19 protein-coding genes and 1 other RNA gene are annotated in these 25,069 nt (G+C 36.1%); 8 read left to right on the top strand and 12 right to left on the bottom strand.

Features of this window, described 5'->3' with window-relative positions; genetic code table 11:
* Positions 1 to 32: 32 nt before the first annotated feature.
* From MT390_RS06825 to sohB, 5 genes are all read right to left on the bottom strand, one after another.
* On the bottom strand, positions 33 to 683 hold the full coding sequence (locus MT390_RS06825) for an SPOR domain-containing protein (protein ID WP_499440308.1): 651 nt from the start codon (positions 681 to 683) through the stop codon (positions 33 to 35).
* Between the two features lie 3 nt (positions 684 to 686).
* On the bottom strand, positions 687 to 2,054 hold the full coding sequence (gene folC, locus MT390_RS06820) for a bifunctional tetrahydrofolate synthase/dihydrofolate synthase (RefSeq protein ID WP_499440306.1): 1,368 nt from the start codon (positions 2,052 to 2,054) through the stop codon (positions 687 to 689).
* A gap of 15 nt (positions 2,055 to 2,069) precedes the next feature.
* Positions 2,070 to 2,855, bottom strand: coding sequence for a tRNA pseudouridine(38-40) synthase TruA (gene truA / locus MT390_RS06815; protein ID WP_499440305.1), 786 nt, complete (start codon positions 2,853 to 2,855; stop codon positions 2,070 to 2,072).
* A 237-nt stretch (positions 2,856 to 3,092) separates the two neighbouring features.
* Positions 3,093 to 5,753, bottom strand: coding sequence for a type I DNA topoisomerase (gene topA / locus MT390_RS06810; RefSeq protein WP_499440303.1), 2,661 nt, complete (start codon positions 5,751 to 5,753; stop codon positions 3,093 to 3,095).
* Positions 5,754 to 5,928: 175 nt separating this feature from the next.
* Complete coding sequence (sohB, locus tag MT390_RS06805; RefSeq protein WP_499440301.1) at positions 5,929 to 6,978, bottom strand: protease SohB; 1,050 nt, start codon at positions 6,976 to 6,978, stop codon at positions 5,929 to 5,931.
* A 127-nt stretch (positions 6,979 to 7,105) separates the two neighbouring features.
* On the opposite strand from sohB, the gene MT390_RS06800 reads away from it, so the two are divergent.
* Positions 7,106 to 7,840, top strand: a complete 735-nt coding sequence (locus MT390_RS06800; RefSeq protein WP_499440300.1) for a YciK family oxidoreductase — start codon at positions 7,106 to 7,108, stop codon at positions 7,838 to 7,840.
* A 154-nt stretch (positions 7,841 to 7,994) separates the two neighbouring features.
* Here MT390_RS06800 and MT390_RS06795 read toward each other — a convergent pair whose 3' ends face one another.
* The 5 genes from MT390_RS06795 to MT390_RS06775 form a co-directional block, all read right to left on the bottom strand.
* Positions 7,995 to 8,966, bottom strand: coding sequence for an LpxL/LpxP family acyltransferase (locus MT390_RS06795; protein ID WP_499440299.1), 972 nt, complete (start codon positions 8,964 to 8,966; stop codon positions 7,995 to 7,997).
* Between the two features lie 113 nt (positions 8,967 to 9,079).
* Positions 9,080 to 9,175, bottom strand: an RNA gene (gene ffs, locus MT390_RS06790) — signal recognition particle sRNA small type.
* Between the two features lie 471 nt (positions 9,176 to 9,646).
* A complete protein-coding gene (gene pssA, locus MT390_RS06785; protein WP_499440298.1) occupies positions 9,647 to 10,996 on the bottom strand; it encodes a CDP-diacylglycerol--serine O-phosphatidyltransferase in 1,350 nt (449 codons plus the stop codon).
* 317 nt (positions 10,997 to 11,313) lie between these two features.
* Complete coding sequence (locus tag MT390_RS06780) at positions 11,314 to 12,504, bottom strand: amino acid aminotransferase (protein WP_499440297.1); 1,191 nt, start codon at positions 12,502 to 12,504, stop codon at positions 11,314 to 11,316.
* A gap of 84 nt (positions 12,505 to 12,588) precedes the next feature.
* A complete protein-coding gene (locus MT390_RS06775) occupies positions 12,589 to 14,130 on the bottom strand; it encodes a fumarate hydratase (RefSeq protein ID WP_166369373.1) in 1,542 nt (513 codons plus the stop codon).
* A 107-nt stretch (positions 14,131 to 14,237) separates the two neighbouring features.
* Here MT390_RS06775 and pabB point away from each other — a divergent pair, with 107 nt between their 5' ends.
* Positions 14,238 to 15,668: an aminodeoxychorismate synthase component I gene (gene pabB / locus MT390_RS06770; protein WP_499440296.1), complete on the top strand. Its 1,431-nt coding sequence runs from the start codon at positions 14,238 to 14,240 to the stop codon at positions 15,666 to 15,668.
* Between the two features lie 157 nt (positions 15,669 to 15,825).
* Here pabB and cysB read toward each other — a convergent pair whose 3' ends face one another.
* Positions 15,826 to 16,794 carry an HTH-type transcriptional regulator CysB gene (cysB, locus tag MT390_RS06765; protein ID WP_028870139.1) on the bottom strand — a complete coding sequence of 323 codons (969 nt, stop codon included), beginning with the start codon at positions 16,792 to 16,794 and terminating at the stop codon, positions 15,826 to 15,828.
* A 250-nt stretch (positions 16,795 to 17,044) separates the two neighbouring features.
* On the opposite strand from cysB, the gene MT390_RS06760 reads away from it, so the two are divergent.
* The 6 genes from MT390_RS06760 to sppA all read left to right on the top strand — a co-directional run bounded on the left by MT390_RS06760 (position 17,045) and on the right by sppA (position 23,990).
* Entirely contained in the window at positions 17,045 to 17,731 is a 687-nt protein-coding gene (locus MT390_RS06760) for a sensor histidine kinase (protein WP_166369369.1), read from the top strand.
* A 74-nt stretch (positions 17,732 to 17,805) separates the two neighbouring features.
* Positions 17,806 to 18,582 (top strand): DNA repair ATPase, encoded by a 777-nt coding sequence (locus tag MT390_RS06755; RefSeq protein ID WP_166369367.1) that lies wholly within the window; start codon positions 17,806 to 17,808, stop codon positions 18,580 to 18,582.
* A gap of 199 nt (positions 18,583 to 18,781) precedes the next feature.
* Entirely contained in the window at positions 18,782 to 19,189 is a 408-nt protein-coding gene (locus MT390_RS06750) for a molecular chaperone DnaK (RefSeq protein ID WP_299663405.1), read from the top strand.
* A gap of 75 nt (positions 19,190 to 19,264) precedes the next feature.
* The gene (locus MT390_RS06745) at positions 19,265 to 20,962 is read left to right on the top strand and encodes an AAA family ATPase (protein WP_499440294.1); all 1,698 of its coding nucleotides are present in this window, start codon (positions 19,265 to 19,267) and stop codon (positions 20,960 to 20,962) included.
* Between the two features lie 150 nt (positions 20,963 to 21,112).
* Positions 21,113 to 21,652 (top strand): bifunctional 3-hydroxydecanoyl-ACP dehydratase/trans-2-decenoyl-ACP isomerase, encoded by a 540-nt coding sequence (fabA, locus tag MT390_RS06740; RefSeq protein ID WP_499440293.1) that lies wholly within the window; start codon positions 21,113 to 21,115, stop codon positions 21,650 to 21,652.
* A gap of 475 nt (positions 21,653 to 22,127) precedes the next feature.
* Positions 22,128 to 23,990, top strand: a complete 1,863-nt coding sequence (sppA, locus tag MT390_RS06735; protein WP_499440292.1) for a signal peptide peptidase SppA — start codon at positions 22,128 to 22,130, stop codon at positions 23,988 to 23,990.
* 99 nt (positions 23,991 to 24,089) lie between these two features.
* Here the strand turns inward: sppA and MT390_RS06730 are convergent, their stop codons facing one another.
* Complete coding sequence (locus MT390_RS06730; RefSeq protein ID WP_499440290.1) at positions 24,090 to 25,055, bottom strand: Gfo/Idh/MocA family protein; 966 nt, start codon at positions 25,053 to 25,055, stop codon at positions 24,090 to 24,092.
* Positions 25,056 to 25,069 lie beyond the last annotated feature (14 nt).

The raw sequence follows: 25,069 nt of genomic DNA, 5'->3' as shown, positions 1-25,069 counted from the left end.
CTAACAGAGATTTTTTTGAAAGGCTTCAAAAACTAAGGCTCAATCGGTGTAAACGGTACTAATTTTCCGTTTAAACTGGTCAAGTTTTTTAATCTAGGCAATTGACTTTCAAGCTTTTCTTTGGAAACATCTGGACCAACAAATACACGGGTTAATTGCCCGTCCATCACAACTTTTGGAATGGTATGTGCCCTAAATCCAGCTTTATTAAGCTTTTTCAATAAGGCATTAATATTGGCTTTATTTTCAAATGCACCGAGTTGAATAGTCCATGCAGGGTCAGTAAAGTTCACTTTTTCATAATTTGCAACAGCATTACTGTGTTTAGTAGGTGCCGCAGTCTGCTTAGTAGATGCTGTTTCTGTTTCTAAGACAGCAGCAATTTCTTCTACTTTCCATTCTGCATTGTTGGTTTTTTCTTTAACTGACGGAGAATTTTTTTGCTCAACAGTTTTAATAGATTGAGAGACTTTGATGGGTTCGACAACCAATTTAGGATCATTAATGCTCACAGGCTCAGCGAAAGTTTTAGTATGAGGTTGTAATTCTGGTTTGATAGGCGTTGCAACAAACTCTTGTTGGTATGATGTTTTTTTACCATCAATCAATGAAGGTAAAAAGATCACCACAAGGGCAACTAAGATGGTGACGCCTACTAAACGGTTTTTAAACTGAGTTGCCACGTTTTACCCTTGCCAATTAGTTAAAATATCAGAAACGGTATGAAAAGAACCGAATACAATAATTATATCAGAAGCTGCTGCACTTTTGACGACTTGATCGACAGCACTCTGTACATTTTTATAACAGGTCACATTATGCCTATTATTGATATTGCTAGTAGTGTCGTTATTAATGTTGCTAGTAGTGTTGCTAACAATGTTGCTAGTAACATTATTATAATTTTGACTGTGTTGATAAGCTTCTAAAAGTAATGCTGAAGATGCGCCTCTCAAACAATTCAAATCAACAAAACTATAATCTGAAATAAATAAATTAGTTTCTGCTAGCGTAGCACTCATATCTTTATCAGATAACATGCCCACGACAGCATGTACTTTACAATCTTCGCCTTTGTCTGCTTTTAATCGTTGTAATTGTGTCGCTAGATATTGTGCAGATTGCGGATTATGTGCCACATCAATATAGAAGTCACAAGGATAACCCGATAATGCTTGTAGACGCCCTGCTAACGATGCCATTTCAACGGATTTAATGAGCTGTTGAGGAGCAATGTCTATCGCTAACGCTTCTATCACAGCTAAGGCAGTCGAGGCATTTTGCATTGGCATCAATGTTTGTTTAATGGGAGACAATTCTTTTTGCCCGTGCCATGACCAATTTTTATCATCAATAACCAAAAAGTTAAAATCTTTACCGGCTAATTTAAGGTCAGCTGAAATAGAAGCCGCATGTTTTAAAATGGACACTGGAGCATCTAACTCACCACAGATAGCAGGTTTGTGTGCTCTAAATACTCCGGCTTTTTCAAAACCGATCACTTCTCTATCACTGCCAAGCCAATCAATATGGTCGATACCGATGGTAGTGACTACACTCAAGTCAGATTCAACCATATTGGTTGCGTCTAGACGACCACCTAATCCTACTTCTAATAAAATATAGTCACAGTGCTGCTGTTGAAGTAAGTATAAACAGGCTAACGTAGCATACTCAAAGTAACTTAATGATATATCTAATCGAGCTTGTTCAATAATGGCAAAAGCTTCACAATGAGCTTTATCATCGAGTTCTTTTAGATTAATACGTAATCGTTCGTTGTAACGATGTATGTGTGGAGAACTATAAACACCCACTTTAAAACCGGCATCAATTAATATTTTTTCTAAATAAGCACAGGTTGTACCTTTACCGTTGGTACCAGCAACCGTGATCACTTTAGCATCGAAATGAATTAAGTTAAGACGTTTACCCACTTCAGTAATACGTGTTAATCCTAATTCTATTGCATTTGGATGTAATTTTTCTAAGTGCGTTAACCATTCACTTAATGTTTCTGAACTGAAAACCGGTTGTATGGTGTTATTAGTCATAATAAAATTGCCACATTAAATATCTAGAAATAAAGGCCCACAAGCAGGTCTCGGTAATTCAAATCTTTCTGGGTAATCTACTTCTACAAGATACAAACCACCGGGCTTTGCTGTTGCAGCCGCTTTTGAACGATCTTTGTAATCGAGTAAAGTATTTAACCAATCAACGGGCTGCTTACCTTGGCCAATTTCAATTAAACTACCCGCAATATTACGCACCATGTGGTGCAGAAAAGCATTTGCTTTAATATCAATAACGATAAAGTTACTACGTCTTGTTACATTTAAATATTCAATGGTACGTACAGGGCTATTTGCTTGGCAATGTAACGCTCTGAACGATGTGAAATCTTGTTCGCCAACTAATTGTTGTCCGGCTAAATGCATTTTTTCAGCATCTAAATCACAGTGATAATGGCTTAAGCCTTTACTTAAAATACCAGGACGATAAACACCGTTATAAATAATATAGCGATAGCGTCTCGCCGTAGCGCTAAAGCGGGCATGGAAAGAGTCATCAACTTCTTTTACCCAACGTACTGCAATATCATCGGGCAATTTGGCATTAACACCTAAGGTCCATGCACCTATCTGGCGGTCTGCATCGGTATCAAAATGCACGACTTGCCCCGTACCGTGAACACCTGCATCGGTTCGACCTGCACAATTGACACTAATCGGGTGATTGGCGATATTGGATAATGCTTTTTCAAGTTCTTCTTGTACAGAATTAACTTCTTTCTGTCTTTGCCAACCGTAATAGTTAGCACCATCATATTCAATACCTAAAGCAATGCGCATTTGAAACCACCCTTTTAAAAAACGCTAGTATATACAAATGTTTAAAAAATTAAACAAGCAAGCATACTGAAGCGAATAACATTCTTACTAGATGATGAAAAAACAAGCACTAAGCTAACGCTATATCTGGAAAAGCAATAATAGGCAGTAAATACTCAGTCACCTTTTTAATTAGTTATAAAATTCATCAGATATAAAAATGGCAGCGAAAGCTGCCATTTTTAATTCAAAGAAAAGTTACTTTTTAGCTTTCACTTTTTTAGCCACTTTCTTCTTAGGGATCTCTTCTACCCATTTATTATCGATATATTTTGCAGTCCAACCTGTTGCTTTTTTATCGATTTCGGTCATTACATATTGTTCTTTATTTTTTCTGCTATAACGAACAATTGCTAAATTTCCATCGGGATCTTGTTGTGGCGCATCAGCTAAATAGTAAAACTTTTCAGAAATTCTATCGCGGAATTTTGCTAATTCAACCACTTTAGGTGCACGTGTTTCTCGCGAACGAGGGAATGTACTCGCTGCTAAAAAGATACCTGCAGCGCCATCACGTAAAATAAAGTAAGCATCACTTTGTTCACATTCTAATTCAGGCAAATGAACAGCATCTTCTTTAGGAGGAGCAACTTCACCACTACGTAGAATTTTACGCGTGTTCTTACATTCCTCATTAGTACAGTCCATATATTTACCAAAACGACCATCTTTAAGCTGCATATCAGAACCACATTTGTCACACTCAACAACTGGGCCGTCATAACCTTTAATTTTGAACTCACCGACTTCAACCGTATGTCCATCACACAATGGATTATTACCACAAACGTGCAATTTACGGGTTTCATCAATTAAGTAGCTATCCATCGCGGTATCACATTTAGGACAACGATGTTTTGCCATTAATGCAGCAGTTTCAAGATCTTCTGAACTTAAAATATCTTCAACTTCTTCACCATCAACTAAGTTGATGGTTGTTTTACAGCGCTCTTTGGGTGGTAATGCATAACCTGAACATCCTAAAAATACACCGGTGCTTGCAGTGCGAATACCCATAGGACGCCCACAGGTTGGACATGCGACATCATCAATGATCACCGGATCATTAAGACGCATGCCACCTTCTTCTACGGGTAACTCGGCAGTATCAAGTTGAGTGGTTAAGTTTTTATAGAAACGGTCTAACTCTTTATGCCAATCAGCTTTGCCTTCGGCAATAGCATCCAGTTTTTCTTCCATTGCCGCAGTAAAGTCATAGCTCATTAAATCGGTGAAATTTTCTGTTAAGCGATCCGTTACAATTTCACCCATTTTGACCGCAAAGAAACGGCGTTTATCGACTTTTACATAACCACGATCTTGGATAGTAGAAATAATGCTCGCATAAGTTGAAGGTCGACCAATACCTTGCTTTTCAAGCTCTTTTACTAATGCCGCTTCAGAAAAACGCGCTGGCGGTTTAGTAAAATGTTGTAAAGGCTCAAGCTCAACTAATGTTAATACTTCACCCACTTTTAAGTCTGGTAAATTAACTTCATCTGCTTTACTTTTTGTAACAGGTTGAGCTTTTGTCCAACCCGCAAAACGTAATGTACGGCCTTTTGCACGTAATTTGTAATCACCTGCTTCAATGACCAAGGTAGAAGAGTCATAAAGTGCAGGTAACATTTGACATGCAAGGAACTGACGCCAAATTAATTCATATAAACGTTTTGCATCTTTATCGGTTACATCAATCAGCTCAGCACGTTGTAATACATCCGATGGACGAATGGCTTCATGGGCTTCTTGTGCTCCGGCTTTACTGCTGTAAGAAACAGCCGCTTCCGGTAAATAATTACTACCAAACTCTTTTTCTATAAAATCACGAGCAGAGGCAACCGCATCTTTACTCAAGTTTGTAGAGTCAGTACGCATATAGGTAATGTAACCCGCTTCATACAGACGTTGTGCTAACATCATGGTTTTTTTAACACCAAAACCTAAACGTGTACTCGCTGCTTGTTGCAGTGTAGAAGTAATAAAAGGTGCACTTGCTTTACTTTTAGTTGGTTTATCTTCACGTGCATGTAACGTGAAGGTTGCCTCTTTTAAGGCATCCACAGCAACTGCAGTTTCTTGTTCTGTCACTGGGGCAAATGTTTTATCGTTATGTTTATAAACTTCTAAGCGAAGTTGTGTTTTATCTTGCGCAACTGTTTGTGCATGTAGATCCCAAAATTCAACGGGATTAAACGCCTTAATTAAACGTTCACGTTCAACTAATAGTTTTACTGCAACAGACTGAACGCGTCCGGCAGACAAACCACGTGCTACTTTTTTCCAAAGTAAAGGGGAAACCATAAAACCAACAAGTCGGTCTAAGAAGCGACGTGTTTGTTGTGCATTAACACCATCAATATTTAGTTCAGTTGGATGCTTAAAAGCTTCTTGAATCGCAGATTCGGTTATTTCATTAAAAACAACACGTTGATATTTACTGTCATCGCCACCTAATATTTCTCTTAAGTGCCATGCAATTGCTTCACCCTCTCTATCCAAATCGGTTGCGAGATAGATAGTAGGAGCGTCAGCAGCTAATTTGAGTAACTCATCGACAACTTTTTCTTTACCAGGCAAAATCTCATAATTTGCTTCCCAGTTTTTATTTGGGTTAATGCCCATACGCGTAACGAGTGCAGCTTGCGTTCTTTTCGCTGTTTCTTTTGCTTTTTGCGCGGGTGTTAGGCCAGCTAAAGATTTTTTCTTTTTAGCATCGATTGATTTTTTGGCACTGCCACTTGTTGGTAAATCACGTACGTGACCAACACTTGATTTAACAATAAAATCTTTACCAAGATATTTATTGATTGTTTTTGCTTTGGCAGGTGATTCTACGATAACTAGAGATTTGCTCATATTGCTTTGATACCTAAATAGTCTTGTCTTAGACGGAATGTAAACATGTCCACTGAATTTCTCTTTTTATATAATCCAAACTTTTAACGAATAGCAACCTATTTCTTTCATTTTGTACAATAAAAATAAAAGCCGACTGGTTCATAGTCGGCTTTTGCAATTATTTCAAGGTGAGCTATTTAAACAATCTAGAAATATTAGTATGCATAATTTGTAATAAGCTGGATTCTACAGAGGTTGCGACACTCTTACCTATCTTTTCAGCTAATTTTTTACTTTTTTTGTATTGTACTTGCACAATATGTTTAGATTCGAGCTGTTCGAGTAAATAATCATCACTGGTTTGAATCTTATCGACTAACTCTAAATCCAATGCCTGAGTGCCATACCAATGTTCACCCGTTGCAATTTTATCAATGTTTAATTGCGGGCGATGCTCACTTACAAAGAGTTTAAATAATTGGTGTGTTTCTTCAAGCTCTTGTTTAAATTTTTCACGACCAAGATCATCGTTCTCACCAAACATAGTTAACGTACGTTTGTATTGTCCTGCCGTTAATTGTTCAAATTCAACATCATGTTTTTTAAGTAACTTATTAAAATTTGGAATTTGTGCAATCACTCCAATTGAACCGATGATAGAAAAAGGCGCCGCAATCACTTTATCTGCTACACATGCCATCATATATCCACCACTTGCTGCGACTTTATCTACAGCAATGGTTAATGGAATATTTTTGTCTTTTAAACGTTGTAATTGTGAAGCAGCTAGTCCATAACCATGAACCATACCACCACCACTTTCAAGTCGTACAAAGACTTCATCTTGTTCTGAGGCAACACTCACAATAGCGGTGATTTCCTCTCGCAATGACGCCACTTCTTTTGCATCGATACTACCTTTAAAATCAAGTACATAAAGTTGAGGTTTAATGGTTATTTTGGTCTCTGATTTTGCTAATGCCTTTTGTTCTTTTTGCTCAGCTTTATGCGTTTTTTTGTCTTCTTTATGTTTTGCTTTTAATTGAGCGGGTGTTAATAACTGCTCGCTTATTGATGTTTTAGTGTCATTAATTTGCTCTGATAAATCGGTAATTTCCAACTCACCTTTCTTTGCTTTTTGCTTGCTAGTTAAAGCAATAATAGCAATCAAAACAGCCACTATTGTGATCACAAAGGTCACGGCTTTGGCTAAAAATAGCCCATACTGCATTAAATAATCCAAAATAAATCCTCTTTATAAATTAATTGTGCTCATAATGACAAAAAATGTCTCAACCTACAAAAGAGATTGTGAGTTTTTTTTAAAAAAAGCTATCATATTGTTTTTTTTAACAACAAGAGAACAATAAATGGACTATATAGCGCCTGATAATTTATTAGAAAATAAAACTATCCTGATCACCGGTGCAGGTGCAGGTATAGGTAAAACCTTAGCCATCAAATGTGCAGAACTAGGTGCTAACGTTATCCTTTTAGGTAAAACAGTAAGCAAATTAGAAGCTGTTTATGACCAAATTGAAGCATTAAATAAACAATCGGCAGCTATTTTACCTGTGGATTTAAATGGAGCTTCAGAAGAACACTATCGAGATCTTGCCGATACGGTATTACGTGAATATGGAAAACTTGATGCACTTGTTCATAATGCCAGTCAACTAGGTGTATTAAGTCCATTTACGCAAGTTGAAAGTAAAATGTGGGATGAAGTAATGCAAACCAATGTTAATGCTGCATTTTTGATGACCAAGTATCTGATACCTGTATTGGCAAAAGCTCCACACGCGAGTACTATTTTTACGACATCAAGTGTTGGACTCAAAGGAAGAGCCTACTGGGGCCCTTATAGCGTGTCTAAATTCGCAACTGAAGGCATGATGCAAGTTATCGCTGATGAGTACGAGAATAGCACCTTACGCTTCAATGCGATTAATCCAGGTGCAACAAAAACCGCGATGCGAGCAAGTGCTTATCCCGCTGAAGATGTGAGTTTATTAAAAACACCAGAACAAATATTAGATGTTTATTTATATTTGTTAGGTGATGAAAGTATTGAAGTCACTGGACAACGCTTTAACGCCCAATAAGATTGGTTTTATAGCGTTTTTGATTATCTTAGATAGGCTAACAATGAAAGACAGCAAGCTGTCTTTCATTTTTTAAAACATGTGAAATAGTTTTTAAACATGTAGAATTTTATAAAATTTTAAAGAAAAAAACTGGCATTACTTTCTCCTCGCATTATCCTTGCTTATAAATTTTCAGGCCAACTTCAGGCCTTGTTTTAAATAGTTTTAAAGTCCACATGTACTGCGCCCTATTTTCATCAACAACACGTTCAATGGCAGCATTCATTAAGTCAGTATCCTTTTGCTCGTCACCACTTGGAATGTCAGTTAATGGAGCATGACAGATCACATCTACTTTACCCGTTTTGGCGTTATAAGACGTATAGGTAGGGATCACGATAGCACGCCCTAGTTTCGCTAATCGACCGATAACTGGTAAGGTTGCTTTTTGTGTAGCAAAAAATGGCGCAAAAAGACTGCTATCTCGACCATGATCTTCATCAGGCAAATAGTAGAAATGTGCTTTATCACGTAAACTTTTAATACAAGGTTTCAAACCTTCACTACGATGATACAAGGTGCCTTTATCATTAAGACGGCTAAAACGGGTTCTATAATTTGTAACAAACCAATCAAAAATAGGGTTTTTGTAATCATTAAACATGCTTGATAGAGGATAACCACGCGCAGAAATAGCGGCGACACCCGCAAAATCAATGCCATAACAATGCGGCGCTAAAAAGATGATCGCTTGCCCTGCTTCTTCCGCTTCTTTAACATAATGTTCGCCAATAAAGTTAACACGTTTTTTTAGAAATGTTGGACTACGAAATGCAATTTCACCTAAGGCAAGTGTAATTTGTGCAACTGAACGTAAATTTTCACGCATCAACAAATCTTTTTCAAGTTCACTGTATTCTGGAAAACATAAACCAATATTTATAAAAGCTATCTTTTTACGTTTATTGAGAAATTTTGCGTTATAAAAGCGATCTGCCAACCATGCTGCAAATTTATCTCTAATACCAGTCGGAATAAAGCTAGCTATGAATAGTAGGCCTAACAAAATCCATGTTCCCCAATATTTTGGTAGAAAATGTTGTGCTTTAAGGGATGTATCAAATCGAGAATTATATTGGGTCATAATTAGACCTTAAGAGACTAAAGTTGAGTAAGGAGTGTATTATTATATGGATTTAACTAAATGAGTTCAATTAACTGAATTCTAATGTGCGATTGGAGTGATGTGGGTGGTAGACCTCCCAGCAAACTCTCGGCACTTGAATCACCTACTATGGCTGCTGCCTTCCGGCTCTGACCAGGTTAATAAGTTATCAATGCGAGAAACCAAGAGGCCTACCATTGTCACTGCATCAAGTCTTAACACTTGATGCGAGGAATTATACGTAAGCCAATTGATAATTCAATAGATAAATAACAGTTTTATGTTCAAACGATTAAATAGTCAGCAGTTTATTGAAAAATAAGTATTTTTATTAAATTAGAAGCACAAAATATGAGCATTAGCAGGATCAAACCACTCACTATGAATTTGTGTTGTGAATAAATAATTAAGGTAGCAATGATTTTTGGGGAATATGGATTAATTTTATGAGTATTGACTTGTTATGAAAATAACAATACTGCCAGTGTGTCCTAGTAAAATGGAGGGAATACGGCTAATAATTAGAATTGGAACAGTCAGCGAACTATCTAATTATTATATTCAGTTTAACTATTTCACTCAGTTTAATGATTTAGGGGAGCAAAAATTAAAACGTCATCACTGTTAGCTTAAACGACAACGTTTGATTAGGAAATATCTTAAATGATACCTTTGATTATCTTATCTGCTTTTAATCTTCTTAATCGAGAGATAAGTTGTTTAACTTTATCAGGGTAAGTATCAATATCATCAATACCTTTATAACTACCAATTTGTCGAGTATGTTCAAGAATATTACTCAACTCCTCATTCATTTGCCCTGCTAACTGTTGATTTGGATCATCCACTAACAGTCCATTTTCTAGGTCTAAGCGCCAAGCACGAGGGTTAAGATTATGCCCAGTCAATAATGAAAACCTATGATCAGAATAAATACCTTTTAAATGAAAACTATTACTATCATGCTTCCATAAATGCAAATTAAGATGCCCTTGTAAAATAGAAGTATGATGTTTTTTTGCAAAGTTTCTTAAATTCACTTCATATAAAAAAGGTAAAGCACCAATTGTTTTAAATGGTTTATCTTCAGGGATATAGAAATCATTCGCAGTTTTATCACCAACAACGATAGTAATATTTACTTTGCGTTTTAATAATGCAGTTATATCACGTGACAAAGCAGTGGGTAGATTAAAGTAGGGTGTGAATAGCACTAACTCTTTCTCTGTAGAATGAAAAATGGCTCGAATAACTTTGTTTAACAAATTTTTATTGGTGCCGATCCCTGTTAACGGTCGGATAGCTAAACCATCAGTGTAAACTGGGTCGAAACGGTACCCTGCTAACTTTAAATTACGACTTAAATTTTTATGTTGTTTCTTAAAATCATTAAATTTTGGAACACTAGGCGCATTTAATTCAACCACGGCTTCACTGTTAATGATGACTTGCTGTAGGTAATCCACCATCGAATCAGCGAGAGCATGATCCTTAATCAACCAATAACGATCAAATCGGTAGCGTTGTTGTTGATGAAGGTAGATATTATTAATACTGGCTCCACTATAAAAAACCATATCATCAAAAATAAAACCTTTTAAGTGTTGGACGCCAAATAATTCTTTTCTTTTTACTGGTAGGCCAATAATTTTAACACCGCGACCTTTTAGACTAGCAATCTGCTGATACCAGGTTGTATTTGTTTCTCCGCCCTTTACAGAACCAATCAAACCTCGTTGTGCACGATGAAAATCGATACAAACAGTGATATCCATTTCTGGATGGCGTATTTTTGCCGCATATAATGCATTCAATACTTCAGCACCAGCTTCGTCTGCTTCTAAATATAGAGCTGCGATATAGATCCGTTTGGTGGCTGTATTAATTTGATTAAATAACTCAGTTTTAAATGCAGTGGTAGTTAATAAGCATTTTACTTCGTCTGCAGATATTGGCAGCTTTTTCAATTTTGTTAAAAATGAAAGACTTTGATTTATTTTTTTACTCATAGATCTCTATTATGTCATATTCTCTTTGTCTCGTGTAGCTAGATAAAGAGAATAAAAACAATATTTTGATTGCAATAATGTGCTGCTTTTTATCTTCTAGTGATCGATTCTATTGATGATTAATAAACCAACAGAAAAAATACAAAAAGGTATACATGACAGCCAAAAGATCACTGTAACAATGAAATAAATAGATGCTCAATAGTGCTGATTGTAAAAAGCGAGTTATTAGTTAACTGTTATGTGACGACAGCCCTAATTAAACTCGCTTTTGAATCTAGCTTTATTGTTGAATCACATCAATAAATCGTTATTAATTAGATAACTTTTGCTAATGCATCACACAATGGTTGCATGTTATTTTTAGTCATACCGGCTACTGAAATACGGCCAGAACCAACAATGTAAACTGCAAACTCTTCTTTAAGTTGATTAACTTGCTCAACACTCAAACCAGAGAAAGAAAACATACCTAATTGGCGACTAATGAAACTAAAGTCACCAGGGACACCTTTCTCTTTAAGTGTTGCTACAAATAAATCGCGCATTTCTTGAATACGGTTACGCATATCAGCAACTTCTTGTACCCATTGTTTATACAATTCTTTGTCGTTCAAAATTGTTGTCACAATAGCCGCACCGTGACAAGGTGGGTTTGAGTAGTTAGAGCGTATACCTGATTTAACCTGGCTAAATGCAGCTTCTGCTATTTCACTGTCTTCTGCTACCAGTGTTATACCGCCAACACGTTCATTATATAAACCGAAGTTTTTAGAGAATGAATTAGCAATCAAAAGTTCTTTATTATATTGTGCAAATTTACGTAACCCCTGTGCATCTTCTTCAACGCCATTACCAAAACCTTGATAAGCAAAATCAAAGAATGGAATAGCACCTAGCTCAGCGATTAATTTAGCAAGGATATCCCACTGCTTTGGTGTTGGATCAATACCCGTAGGATTATGACAACAGCCATGGAATAATACCAACTCGCCGGGTTCAACAGATTGCAATGAAGCAATCATGGCATCAAAGTCTAAATCTTTTGTTTCCGGATCGTAATAATCATAAGTAACAACTTCTAATCCAGCAGTTTTAAACACGTTGCCGTGATTTGCCCATGTTGGATTACTTACCCAAATCTTTTTAATACCTAATTTGCTTACAGCAAAATCAGCACCGGTACGTAACGCGCCAGTACCACCAGGAACCTGTGCAGTACGAGCACGTTTAGAAGATATTATTTCAGCGCCTTGACCAAATAATAGTGTCTGAACAGCCTCACCATAAGCTGCTATTCCTTCAATGGTTAAGTAGCTTTTGGTGGTTTCTTCAGCAAGTAGACGTTTTTCAGCTTCTTTTACTGTCGCTAGAATTGGGGTTTGACCCATTTCATTTTTATAAATACCAACACCTAGATTGATTTTATGATCGCGTTCGTCTTTTTTGAATGCATCTGTTAAGCCTAAAATAGGATCTGCAGGCGCCATACTTACTTGTTCAAACATACTTATTCCTTTATTAGTAATGATAAAATCTATACGTTGATGCTTTTATACCATTACTACTTTTTCAATCAATCAATTTAATGACTATTCTGACATTTTGCTGTCTATTTCGGCAATTTTCGCTTTCCAAATAGCAGGGCCTTGCTCATGTACGTTATTTCCTTGACTATCAACAGCAACAGTTACAGGCATATCTTCAACATCAAATTCATAGATAGCCTCCATACCTAAGTCATCAAAAGCAACAACACGAGATTTTTTAATTGCTTTAGCCACTAGGTAAGCTGCACCGCCCACGGCCATCAAATAAACAGATTTATGCTTAGCAATTGAGTCCACCGTTTGTTGACCACGTTCAGATTTACCAATCATGCCTAGTAAGCCCGTTTCTTCCAACATAAAGTCAGTAAACTTATCCATTCGAGTAGCGGTAGTTGGACCAGCAGGACCGACCACTTCATCACGTACTGCATCAACAGGCCCTACGTAATAAATAAAGCGACCTTTAAAATCAACCCCCTCTGGTAAGCCTTTACCACTGGTGATCAATTCTTGAATACGTTTATGTGCAGCATCACGACCAGTTAAGATTTTACCTGACAGCAATAATGTATCTCCACTCTTCCACTGGCTCATATCTTCTTTAGATAGACCATTAACGTTAACGCGTTTAACATTTTCGCCAACTTCTCGCGTAATTTCTGGCCATTGATCCAACGATGGTGGTGTTAATGTTGCTTCTCCTGAACCATCCAAAGTGAAATGTGCGTGTCTTGTGGCTGCACAGTTAGGGATCATAACCACAGGTTTTGAAGCCGCATGAGTTGGACAACTTTTAATTTTAATATCAAGTACTGTAGTTAAACCGCCTAACCCTTGTGCACCAATACCAAGATTATTTACTCTTTTGAAAATTTCTAACCGTAACTTTTCATCGGTATCTAAAGATTCAGGGTCAGCTTTTGCCTTAGCCTGTAACTCAAAAATATCCACTGGTTCCATTAATGACTCTTTTGCCATAACCGCTGCTTTTTCTGCAGTACCACCAATGCCTATGCCTAACATACCCGGTGGGCACCAACCTGCCCCCATGCTGGGAACTGTTTTTTCGATCCAGTCTTCAATAGAATCAGATGGATTCAGCATTGCCATCTTAGATTTATTTTCAGAGCCGCCGCCTTTAGCTGCAACCATGACTTCTACCTTATTTCCTTTGACCATTTCAACATGCACAACAGAAGGTGTGTTGTCTTTAGTATTTTTTCTTGCACCAGCAGGGTCTGCGACAATCGAAGCACGTAACGGGTTGCTTTGGTCGTTGTAGGCTTGTCTTACACCTTCATCTACCAACTCTTGTACAGTTAACTCAGTGTCAAAGGATACTTTCATGCCAATTTTAACAAACACGGTTACAATCCCCGTATCCTGACAAATCGGACGTTTTCCTTCAGCTGACATGCGAGAGTTGATAAGTATTTGTGCTATTGCATCTTTAGCCGCCGGATTTTGTTCTGCTTGATAAGCTTTATCCATGGCTTGGATAAAATCCAATGGGTGGTAATATGAAATAAATTGCAGTGAATTTTTAACGCTGTTAATAAAATCTTGCTCTTTAATGACTGTCATCAGTCGCTCCCAATAAATAGTAAACCGTTTTCAATAAAACAATGGTAATATTATTGGCCTTATCCGCCTAACTTTTTGTTATAAGAATGTTGCCTAAATACGAAAAAATGACTTATATATCAACTAATACACTCATAAAACCTCTATTTCTTTCTGAAAAGATAATCACTCTCATTAAGCAACAACTTTCTTGCTTAAACTGGTCTATGTTTTTGGAATCTGCTAGCCCTGAACATGTTGATAGTAATTGGTCTATTTTCACAGCAGATCCAATTGCCACACTCACCTCTTTAGAGAGTGATGCGATTTTTCATGACCGACTTGCTGATACAACAAGCAATATGGGAAAAGATCCTTTAACTGCACAAAAAAAGATGCGTGAACAATTATTTCACCATGATGTCCAATCCGATTATCCATTCACAGGGGGCGTAATCTCCGCTTATCATTACGAGATGGGTGAAGTGTTTGAGTCACTGCATAAACAACAACAAAATTCAGGGTTGAACTTAGGCCCATTTCATTGTGGTTTTTATGACTGGGCAATTTTATATAACCTTAAACAGCAACAATATTTTTTAGTTCAGCAACGGACAACCAATCAAAATAAAACGGTCAAAAATCTTTGGCAATCTCGATATCATTGGCTTGAACTGCTTGCAGGAGAAAAATCAGGTGTTTTGAGCTCGGCTAGCACTTTCAATTTAAAAGAATCTTGGCAGTCTAACTATACAGAGCCTGAATACAGAGCTTCATTTAATAAAATACAAGATTATATTTTAAGTGGAGATTGCTACCAAGTTAATTTAGCTCAACGATTTCAAGCACCTTATCAAGGTGATGAATATCAGGCCTATCAGGCTTTGTTACTGGAAAATCAGGCCCCTTTTGCAGCCTTCATTCGTTTACCTGAACAAGTCATTATATCCTTATCCCCTGAACGTTTTTTATTACTATCAGGTAAACAAGTTCAAACCAAACCCATTAAGGGAACAACCCCACGGCATTTAGACCCTGAGCAGGATTCAATTAACAAGCAACGATTGTTGAATTCTGAAAAAGACCAGGCGGAGAACCTAATGATTGTGGATCTATTACGTAATGATATAGGTCGAGTTTGTAAGTCAGGTAGTGTTTCTGTGCCTAAATTATTTGATATTGAGAGTTTTCCCGCCGTGCATCATTTGGTGAGCACCGTCACAGGTCAATTAGATGCTCAATATCGTTGCGAAGATTTACTACGAGCATGTTTTCCAGGCGGTTCTATTACTGGAGCGCCTAAAATAAGATCGATGGAAATCATTTGTGAACTAGAAAAATTTCAACGTGAAATTTACTGTGGCAGCATTGCGTATATTAATGGTAATGGCGATATGGACAGCAGTATTACTATTCGAACTTTAGTGTGTAAGAACCAACAGATATATTGCTGGGCAGGCGGAGGTATTGTTGCAGATTCAAATGTTGAAAGTGAATATAAAGAGTGTTTCGATAAGGTCAGTAAAATTCTTCCCGTGCTAGCCAAACTCAATCACTAATTTATCTAGTTACAGAGGGTTTAATAGCAATCACACTAATTAACCTATTTTTTTGCTTGTTAAAATAACTTACTGAATATAATTGCTACAAAATATAATAAAAGCCCATCATGGGCTTTTATTAGTTAATACTGTACTGCTAAATAATATTGCGAAACTAACGAGTGGGTAACTCGATATCTTCAAATAACTTATTTACTTCTGCGGTATATTTAAGTTGGATAGCTTTTTCAACTAAAGGTCTAGTTAGGTGTGGTGCGAATCGAACCATAAAATCATACATATAATCACGCAGGAACGACCCTTTCCTAAATCCGATACTAGTCAGGCTAGATTTAAAGATGTGGCTTGCGTCCAACACACAAAAATCATCATCCTCATTAATCGCCATAGTCGCGATCACGCCAACGCCGAGACCTAAACGGACATAGGTTTTAATCACATCTGCATCTGTTGCGGTAAAGACTACATCTGGTTTATAACCTGCTGCATTAAAGGCTTCATCTAATTCTGAACGCCCTGTGAAACCGAATATATAAGTAACGATAGGATGTTTTGCAATGTCGTCAATAGTTAAATGTTTGATATTAGCTAAAGGATGGTCTTTGGGGACAATTACAGAACGATTCCAATGATAACAAGGCAACATAATCAAATCTTGATACAAATGTAGTGCTTCCGTTGCGATTGCAAAATCTGTTTTACCCTTAACTACAGACTCACTGATCTGTGTCGGCGTGCCTTGATGCATGTGCAATGAAACTTTTGGATAACGCTTGATAAAACCTTTAATAACATCTGGTAACGCATAACGAGCTTGAGTATGCGTAGTAGCAATATTCAAGGTTCCCTGATCTGGCATAGTATATTGATTAGCCACCGCTTTAATACTCTCAACTTTGCCTAATATTTCAGTAGAATAGCGAATTATTTCTTTTCCTGCCGGAGTGACTTTAGTGAGATGCTTACCACTTCGCTCAAATATCTGAATGCCAAGTTCATCTTCCAACATACGTACTTGCTTACTGATACCTGGTTGAGAGGTAAAAAGGTTCTCAGCAGTCGCTGATACATTTAAGTTGTGATTCAATACTTCGACAATGTAACGTAATTGTTGTAATTTCATAATGTTATCAGCTTATCATTCAATGAATTAAAATTAGGGCTTATTCCATTTAATTCTATCAGAGTTCTAATATTTACAAAGTTATACTTTCCTATTTTGCATACCACCATATATTTACACTAAATATTGAATTCGCTGTTTCGTTTTGTTATTTATAACCGTTAGTATAAAGATCCAAATATTAGTCAGCTTTTACGGCCCTAGTTCTGTAAAAATAGTTCTAATTAATAATGTAACGTGAGGTATGTCTATGGATAATAATGATCAGTTAGATTTCAGCACAATATTAGCGACTAGCATCCATGACATGAAAAATTCACTATTTATGTTAATGCAGTCAATAGAAGATTTAGATCTAGCAGATAATTTGACTGCACATCAACATCAAACTGTTGCTGATTTACATTATCAAACCTCTCGTGTTAACGGTACTTTAATGCAGTTATTAGCCTTATACAGGGATGAAAAAAAACAATTACCTATTTTTATTGAAGAGAATTCAGTTAATGATCTAATGAATGATATTGTTGAGCGTCATCGACTCTACTTTCAAAGTCGTCATATCGATGTATCGCTTAATATAGATAAAGATTTATTCGCTTATTTTGATTTAGATTTAATAAAATATCTGCTCTCAGACATTTTCATTAATGCGTTACGTCATACTAAAAGTTTAGTTGCTATAACCGTTGTTCAAACGCCACCATATCTCGTTTTTAAGGTCGAGGATGATGGTGATGGCTATCCGCAGCATATGTTGGATGTCAATCATGGGACATCAAATTCATTTAATGCCAATAAGGGTCGCAGTGGTTTAGGGCTTTTATTTGCAAAAAAAATAGCAGAACAGCATATAACAAATCAACATAAAGGTTATATTTCACTTGAAAATAAACCTAACAATCGCGGCAGTATATTTACCTTACATATACCTTAATAAGATAATCCCCATGATGGGGTGGTAATGTTCTATACTCTGCCTTTCAACGCATTTTTTATTTAAGAGTTTCTATGTTATATACAATAATTTTTGGTCTGATTGCTTTATTGCTTTTTGTTTTAATTGGTTACAACATAATTGAACAATATAAACAAAAAGCTGAAGCTGAAAAACGTATTACTATGAGTAAGCAACGGGCGATCATTACTGAGGTCGACGAACTCCTATTAAACGCAACCAAAATTCCATTCACTAAATCATTGCTATTAATAATGCAAAATAGAATTAGAAATGCGCTATTAACAATGGTAAATCTGTTTCCTAGCACCCCTGCTATTAGAGAGCACCTCACTAATACTGATTCGCAAATTAAACAAATTAGAGAAAACTATACTACACCCGATAGTAATAGCTTTAGAACACCAGAAGATAACAAAGAAGCGCTGGCGTTATTGCAAGTCACTAAAAAGATACGTGCTGTGCTACGCTCAGAGCATGCAAAAGGTAAAATCAGTACTGATATATTTGTTGCAGAAGCACAACAAATTGAGATGATGCAGCTAAAAATAAACTTAGAAAATAGCATTAAACGTATTAACGAATCTAAAGCTGCACAGCAATTTGGCAGTGCGAATCAAATGATAAACAGAGTATTAAAAGCCATTGATTCTGTGCCTACCAAAGATAATTATCTGCAAAATAAAGAACAACAATTGAAACAATATGCAGAAGAAATACGATCCCATTTAGTTAAAACGAGCAATGAAGAGTTACAAGCAATACAGAAGAAAGAATCCGAAAATAAAAATGATTTAGATGCTTTATTTGCTGAAAGGAAAAAATGGTAGTCACAGCACTTTAGCTGTTATTTAAAATGAGCCTAAAAATCAAAATAGACATGATCTAAAATTGTATGCCTCTTAAGCAGATACATTTCACTTCATATTGATTAGTTAATATGTCAAAAAATAGTACTAAAAAAGATGTTCAATTTGATATAAATCAATAACTTTTAAATAATCTTACTTATTATAAGGGTACATAATAATGAGTAAGGCAATTGCTATGCAAGAAATTACAACTGAGCAGCAACATATTTTACAGCAGCACCTATTGTCTGAGTTTGCGGTGTTAAAAGAGAAAGTGAAAGCAAGATTAGCTACTTCATCAAAGTCATACCTTAATGACTTAGTTCCACAGGTAGATAATATGAATGCAGATACTTTGATAGATAGCTTAGTACACAGCGAAAGTCATTCACTTAACCTCTACAAAAAACAAATAAAAAGCATAGATGCAGCCCTGCAAGGTATGGAATTAGGGTTATATGGTTTATGTTCTGATTGCGAAACAGAATTAGACATTGATGCCCTCCTTGAATGTCCAACCAAACAGCGTTGTGATAGTTGTGAAACTAAATACCAACAACAAAAGGTAAAGGGTTTTAAACTATAAGCACATTTTATTGTTAACTTTATTAGGAGGGATGTGATAAATTGCCCTCCTTTAACGTTAACTAGAGCATACATTTTGACCAAAACTATTTCGCCTTTAACTTCAAGCAATGCCTCTAGCAAGAATGATCAGATTAGTGAGCAAATATCTCCACTGACGGCACAGCAATGTACAACACATTTTGAAGCCTACCTTAAACAGTATAAAGAAATTGAAAAGGATGAATTAGCAGAGCTCTTTCCCGACGCTGTTTCTATCGTTTCGCACTATTTAAAGTTGCCTACACCACTGTTATTAATTAATAGTCGTCACTGGTTAAGTGCAGAGCAACTGCTTAAACAGGTGATCCCTAATACATACCCTACTCAGTATCTTTTAAGTTTTAATCAAGAGACATTATTTGGACGCATATCATTAATGAATGATGGCGAGTTAAATTTTGCTGATGGACAGTTGAAAAAATCTAATGGAGGGTTACTAGTTCTTAACATTAGTCCTTTATTAGTTGACCCTGGCCTATGGTTCAAACTTAAGTCGGTATTACAACGTCAACATTTACTTGCGAGTGATGCCGTTAATGCTGAAAGAATAAAACAAGTATTACCTGATTTATCAACTCAGCTTATTACGACCAAAATCATTTTAGTCGCCAGTCGGTTGCAGCTTGAAGAGCTAATTCAAATCGATCCTGAATATACACAAGTGTCTTCATTATTTTGTGAATTAGCAAACCAAGTACCAGTGTCTCAAAAATCTGTCAATGCGATTGTTAGTTATTGTCATAATTTAACACAGCAATTAGGTTTGAAATCACTACAGGATGAAGCGTTAGCGACGTTATTAAACTTTTTTTCGATTCAATGTGAACATCAAAAACAATTGCTATTTTCACCTGAATTATTCAAACAAGTATTGCAATATGCAAACCTGTTCACTGACAATAAACAAATTACTAAACTTGATTTGATTGCTTATTTCGAAGAGATAGATCAAGCCCAGTCTTTAGCTAGGAAGTACAGTGAACAATCCTTACTTGAAGGACAAGTAAACTTGCAGTTGTCGGGAGAAAACATTGGACAAATTAATGGCTTAGCAGTTGTTGAGCTATTAGGTTATCCCTGTGAATTTGGTGAAGTATTTAGAATCTCTGCCAGTGATATGATTGGCGATGGAGAAATTATAGATGTTGAACGTAAAGTTGAACTTGCGGGTAATATCCATGCAAAAAGTACCTTGATCGTACAGGGTTATTTAAATCATTTCTTTAGCCATATCAGTGCATTCCCATATTCTTGTAATTTAGTTTTTGAACAATCTTATCAAGAAAGTGATGGAGATAGCGCTTCATTAGCTATATTACTAGCTGTTAGTTCCTGCTATGCACAATTTCCAGTGAAGCAAAATATCTTTGTAACAGGGTCATTAGACCAACATGGTAACGTACTCGCCATTGGTGGTATTAATCAAAAAATAGAAGCTGTTGCGCGTTTATTTGAATTGGGTTTGTTAGATGATCCTATTTCAATCGTAATGCCAAAGGCCAACCAAATAAATTTAACACTTAATTTAAATACTTTAGCATTAGTGGAATCAGGTAAAATAAATATTCATTCAGTTTCACATTGCCATCAGGCTTTTCCTTTATTATTAGGAAAATCCTTTGAGCAAGTAATTAAAGCAATTAATACAAGAATTGAGATCACTGCTAAAGAAGAGATGGAAGAAACATCAGCTGGCTTGTTTTCTCGGCTAAAAGACTCTATCTTCCATTAGTAGAATAAAAAACAAAATACAATCAAGGACTTTGATTATTCTTGATTGTTTTTACTAGCTCATATACAGTATGGCGCTCATTATTTCGTGGTATTAAGTTAATTTCCTCTTTAATACCTCACCTTATCAATTATCTTAAGAAAAGTGATTATGACTAAAATCGTATCCCAAAAAGAGTTGGGTAAAAACTCTTACAACAAAGAAGAACTTATTAAATGTGGTCAAGGTGAGCTATTTGGTGAAGGCAACTGTCAACTACCTGTTGATAACATGCTCATGCTGGATCGCATTATTTCTATTACTTCCGATGGTGGAGAGCATGGTAAAGGTGAATTAATTGCTGAATTAGATATTGATAAAGCTTTATGGTTTTTTCAATGTCACTTCCCTAATGACCCTGTTATGCCTGGCTGTTTAGGACTTGATGCAATGTGGCAACTAGTTGGCTTCTTCTTAGGTTGGAGCGGAGGTCCGGGTAAAGGACGTGCATTAGGTGTAGGCAATGTAAAATTCACAGGCCAAGTATTACCTACCTCGAAGAAAGTAACCTACCGCATCACAATGAAACGTTTAATTATGCGTAAACTTGTAATGGGTATTGCTGACGGTGTTGTAGAAGTAGATGGAAAAGTTATCTATACAGCAGAAGACCTAAAAGTAGGTTTATTTGTTGATACTTCAAGTTTCTAATACTAACTAATTTAAGTACACTTAAATTGCCCAAGCATTAATTAGCGAAGAAACTTTAGCTAAAAAGCACTAATTATTCAAATAATTGGTGCTTTTTTATAGTTACTATTAGTTCCTATCTGTGTTTATATCAATTTCATTAAGTGGATGGACAATTATTAACAAAGAAAAATCCATTAATTTAATATAGAAATTACGTCAAACAGCTTGTCCCCTTTGTAAAACTTATAACGCACAAACGGTGAATTTTAAGCAACAACAATGATCAGCTATTAGGCAGAATTATTTACAGGGCCGCATAAGCACCAAACCATTTACCAAAAGTTATCTAACATCTTACCTTTATTGCACTTTTAACTTAAAAAACGTTTATTATAACTACCTTATAAGAGCAATATCAGTGTGACCTAATTTACTATCACTCACCTTTTTCTCTCAATTTACATTAATCATCATTGCATTCGAAGGATCAGCTATGGCTTTTATATTTCGCTTTATTAACCAGCTTTTTAGAAAATTATTTAAACTGATTAATTGCCTCCGTTTAATCATACTTAATACCATCTTTATTTTTATCGTTTTGTTAATTGTTGTTTCATTCAACGATACAGAAGAAAAAATCTATGTTGCCGATAACTCTTATCTGCAAATAAACTTGAATGGTTATATCGTGGAGCAAAAACAACCTGCAGATCTTTCTCAAAAAATAACCGATCAACTAACCGGTACTGAACAAGAGCAGGTACAAGAATTCGAAACACAAACACTAATTAATACAATTCAACATGCACAACGAGATGAAAAAATTACTGGTCTAGTGTTAGAGCTTAGCGGATTAATATCAGGTAGTTTAGATCAACTTTCGGATGTTGGTGAAGCAATCAATGAGTTCAAGAAGTCAGGTAAGCCAGTTTACGCTTATGCAGATAATTATAGCCAAACGCAATACTATCTAGCCGCCTATGCAGACCATATAACGCTTGCTCCCAATGGATTAGTGATCTTACAAGGTTATGCCGTTAATCGTTTATATTTTAAAGACTTACTAGATGAACTATTAATCACACCGCATATTTTCAAAGTCGGTACTTATAAATCTTTTGTTGAACCTTTTACTGAAACAAAAATGTCTCAATTCAGTAAAGATGCAAACAAACATTGGTTGGATCAATTGTGGCAGGGTTATATCGACCATGTGCTAGTACAAAGAAATAATATTGACTCTTTAACTACACAATCCATCAACCCAACTTTATTTCAGCTTAAACAACAATTACAAGCAGTCTCTGGCGACGGCGCACAGTACGCAATTCGTGTAGGTTTAGTAGATGAACTTGCCTATCATGAGCAGTTTATTGCTAATTTACCGATTAAAGCAGATATGGAGAATAAACCACTAAATCGAATTAGTTATAACCGCTACGCGTCAACCTTACCTCCAGTTTATACATTTACCGGTAGCAGCAATCAGATTGCTGTTATTCATGGTTCTGGAGAAATAGTTTCAGGCAATAGCGATGCAACATCGATTGCAGATAAAAGCTTTAATGCATTATTGAAGCAAGCCCGCTTAAATAAACAGATAAAGGCCGTTGTTATTCGACTGGACACACCCGGAGGCAGTGCAACCGCTTCAGAGTTGATACGTCAGCAGATACTGGCATTAAAAGAACAGGGAAAAAGTGTTGTTGTATCAATGGGGTCAGTAACCGCTTCAGGTGGTTATTGGATAGCCTCTGCGGCTGATAAAATAATTGCCTCCCCGACCACCTTAACGGGCTCTATCGGTATATTTGGTATGTTTGCCACTATTGATAAAACTTTAAATAAAATAGGTATTCATCAAGATGGTGTATCGACCAGTCCATTATCTAACGTTGGTATAACTCAACCTCTTAACCCTCAACTTGCTGAAATTTTTCAGATAGGCATCGAGCACGGCTATCAAAACTTTTTAGAAGTGGTGGCTGAAGGACGAGATATGACAGTGCAGGAAGTAGATAAAGTCGCTCAAGGTCGAGTATGGACAGGCGTTGACGCATTGAAACTGGGTTTAGTTGATGAATTGGGAAATTTACAAACTGCGATCAACTCAGCAGCACAATTAGCGTCATTAAGTGAATATGATATTGTATCAATCCAACCTGAAATATCACCAAAGCAGCTATTCATCAATAAATTGCTATCGCAATCTATTAGCTTTTTACCGTCAGCGATCATGCAATCTTCGCCTTTAATTGAAGCTTTGCTTAGTTTAGAGAAACAAAGCAACTTCATTACACGCTTAAATGATCCAAAGAACCATTTTATTTACTGTACCCAATGTAATATAGATTAAACGTAAAATAAAGCATGCTTAAACTTGTCTCATCATCACTTATTGAAGTAATGGTGAGGCAAACTTTTTAACTCCACAGTCAGTCAAAATTGTTAAGGCTTATTTGTGCAGCGATAAATTGCTTACCAGCTTTAATACTTGATCACAAATTTGGTGCGTGATCAAAATGTCCTCAGCAATACTTTTATTAAACAAACCAATCTGTAGTTGCTGTAACCAATCTTCAATTAATGAAACGAAACCTCGCTTATATAAAGTTTGCTCCCAATCATTAAACGATAAACGTTTGAATTGTTGTTGTTGATAAACCTCACCTTCATTCAAGTTGTCAACCTGCCAACTACTATCTTTAATGGTTGCCGATATTCTTTCTTGATTGATTCCAGCGATACGGTTCATATTGGCATTCACAATTGAAAATTGGCTCTGCCACGATACTTGTAGATTTGCTAATGAATCGGATTCAAATTGAGCCATTACATTTATATTTTTGGGATGAAAATTAGACTCACCTTCTAAGTAACGCACAGTATCAATAACATGTATAAAGTCGTCAAAAATAAAAGTTTCAGCTGCAGCAGGCAAATTAAATCTATTTTTTTGTACTGTGATATCTTTATTTGCAGTAACATTTTCACTTAATGATGATTTAATTTTCTGCACCAGTGGCGAGAAACGACGATTAAATCCCACATAAATTAAAACATTATATTGCTCTGCTAATTGTATTAATAAATTAACTTGCTGAATGTTATCGCTTAAAGGTTTATCTACATAGACTGCAATATTATGCTCAATAGCAAGCTTTGCGAGATGATAATGAGCAGATGTTGCGGCGTGGATCATTATCGCATCAGGTTTGCTTTTAAGTAACATCTGATAATCATCAAACACTTCTTCAATTCGATATTTATCTGCTAATAATGACAATGTGTTAATATTTCTAGAACAAAGTACGGGCGTTATTAGTGGATGATGCGCAATGATCGGCAAGTATGCTTTTTGAGCAATATCACCTAGCCCGACCATCGCAATGCGTTTTTTAATTAGATTATTTTCGCTCATTAACAATTCCTATT

It is taken from the genome of Vibrio sp. 2-Bac 85, from assembly GCF_037546705.1.
Taxonomy (GTDB): Bacteria; Pseudomonadota; Gammaproteobacteria; order Enterobacterales; family Psychromonadaceae; genus Psychromonas.
Note: the sequence above shows the minus strand (reverse complement) of the source record. Positions and strands in the feature narration are given on the sequence as shown.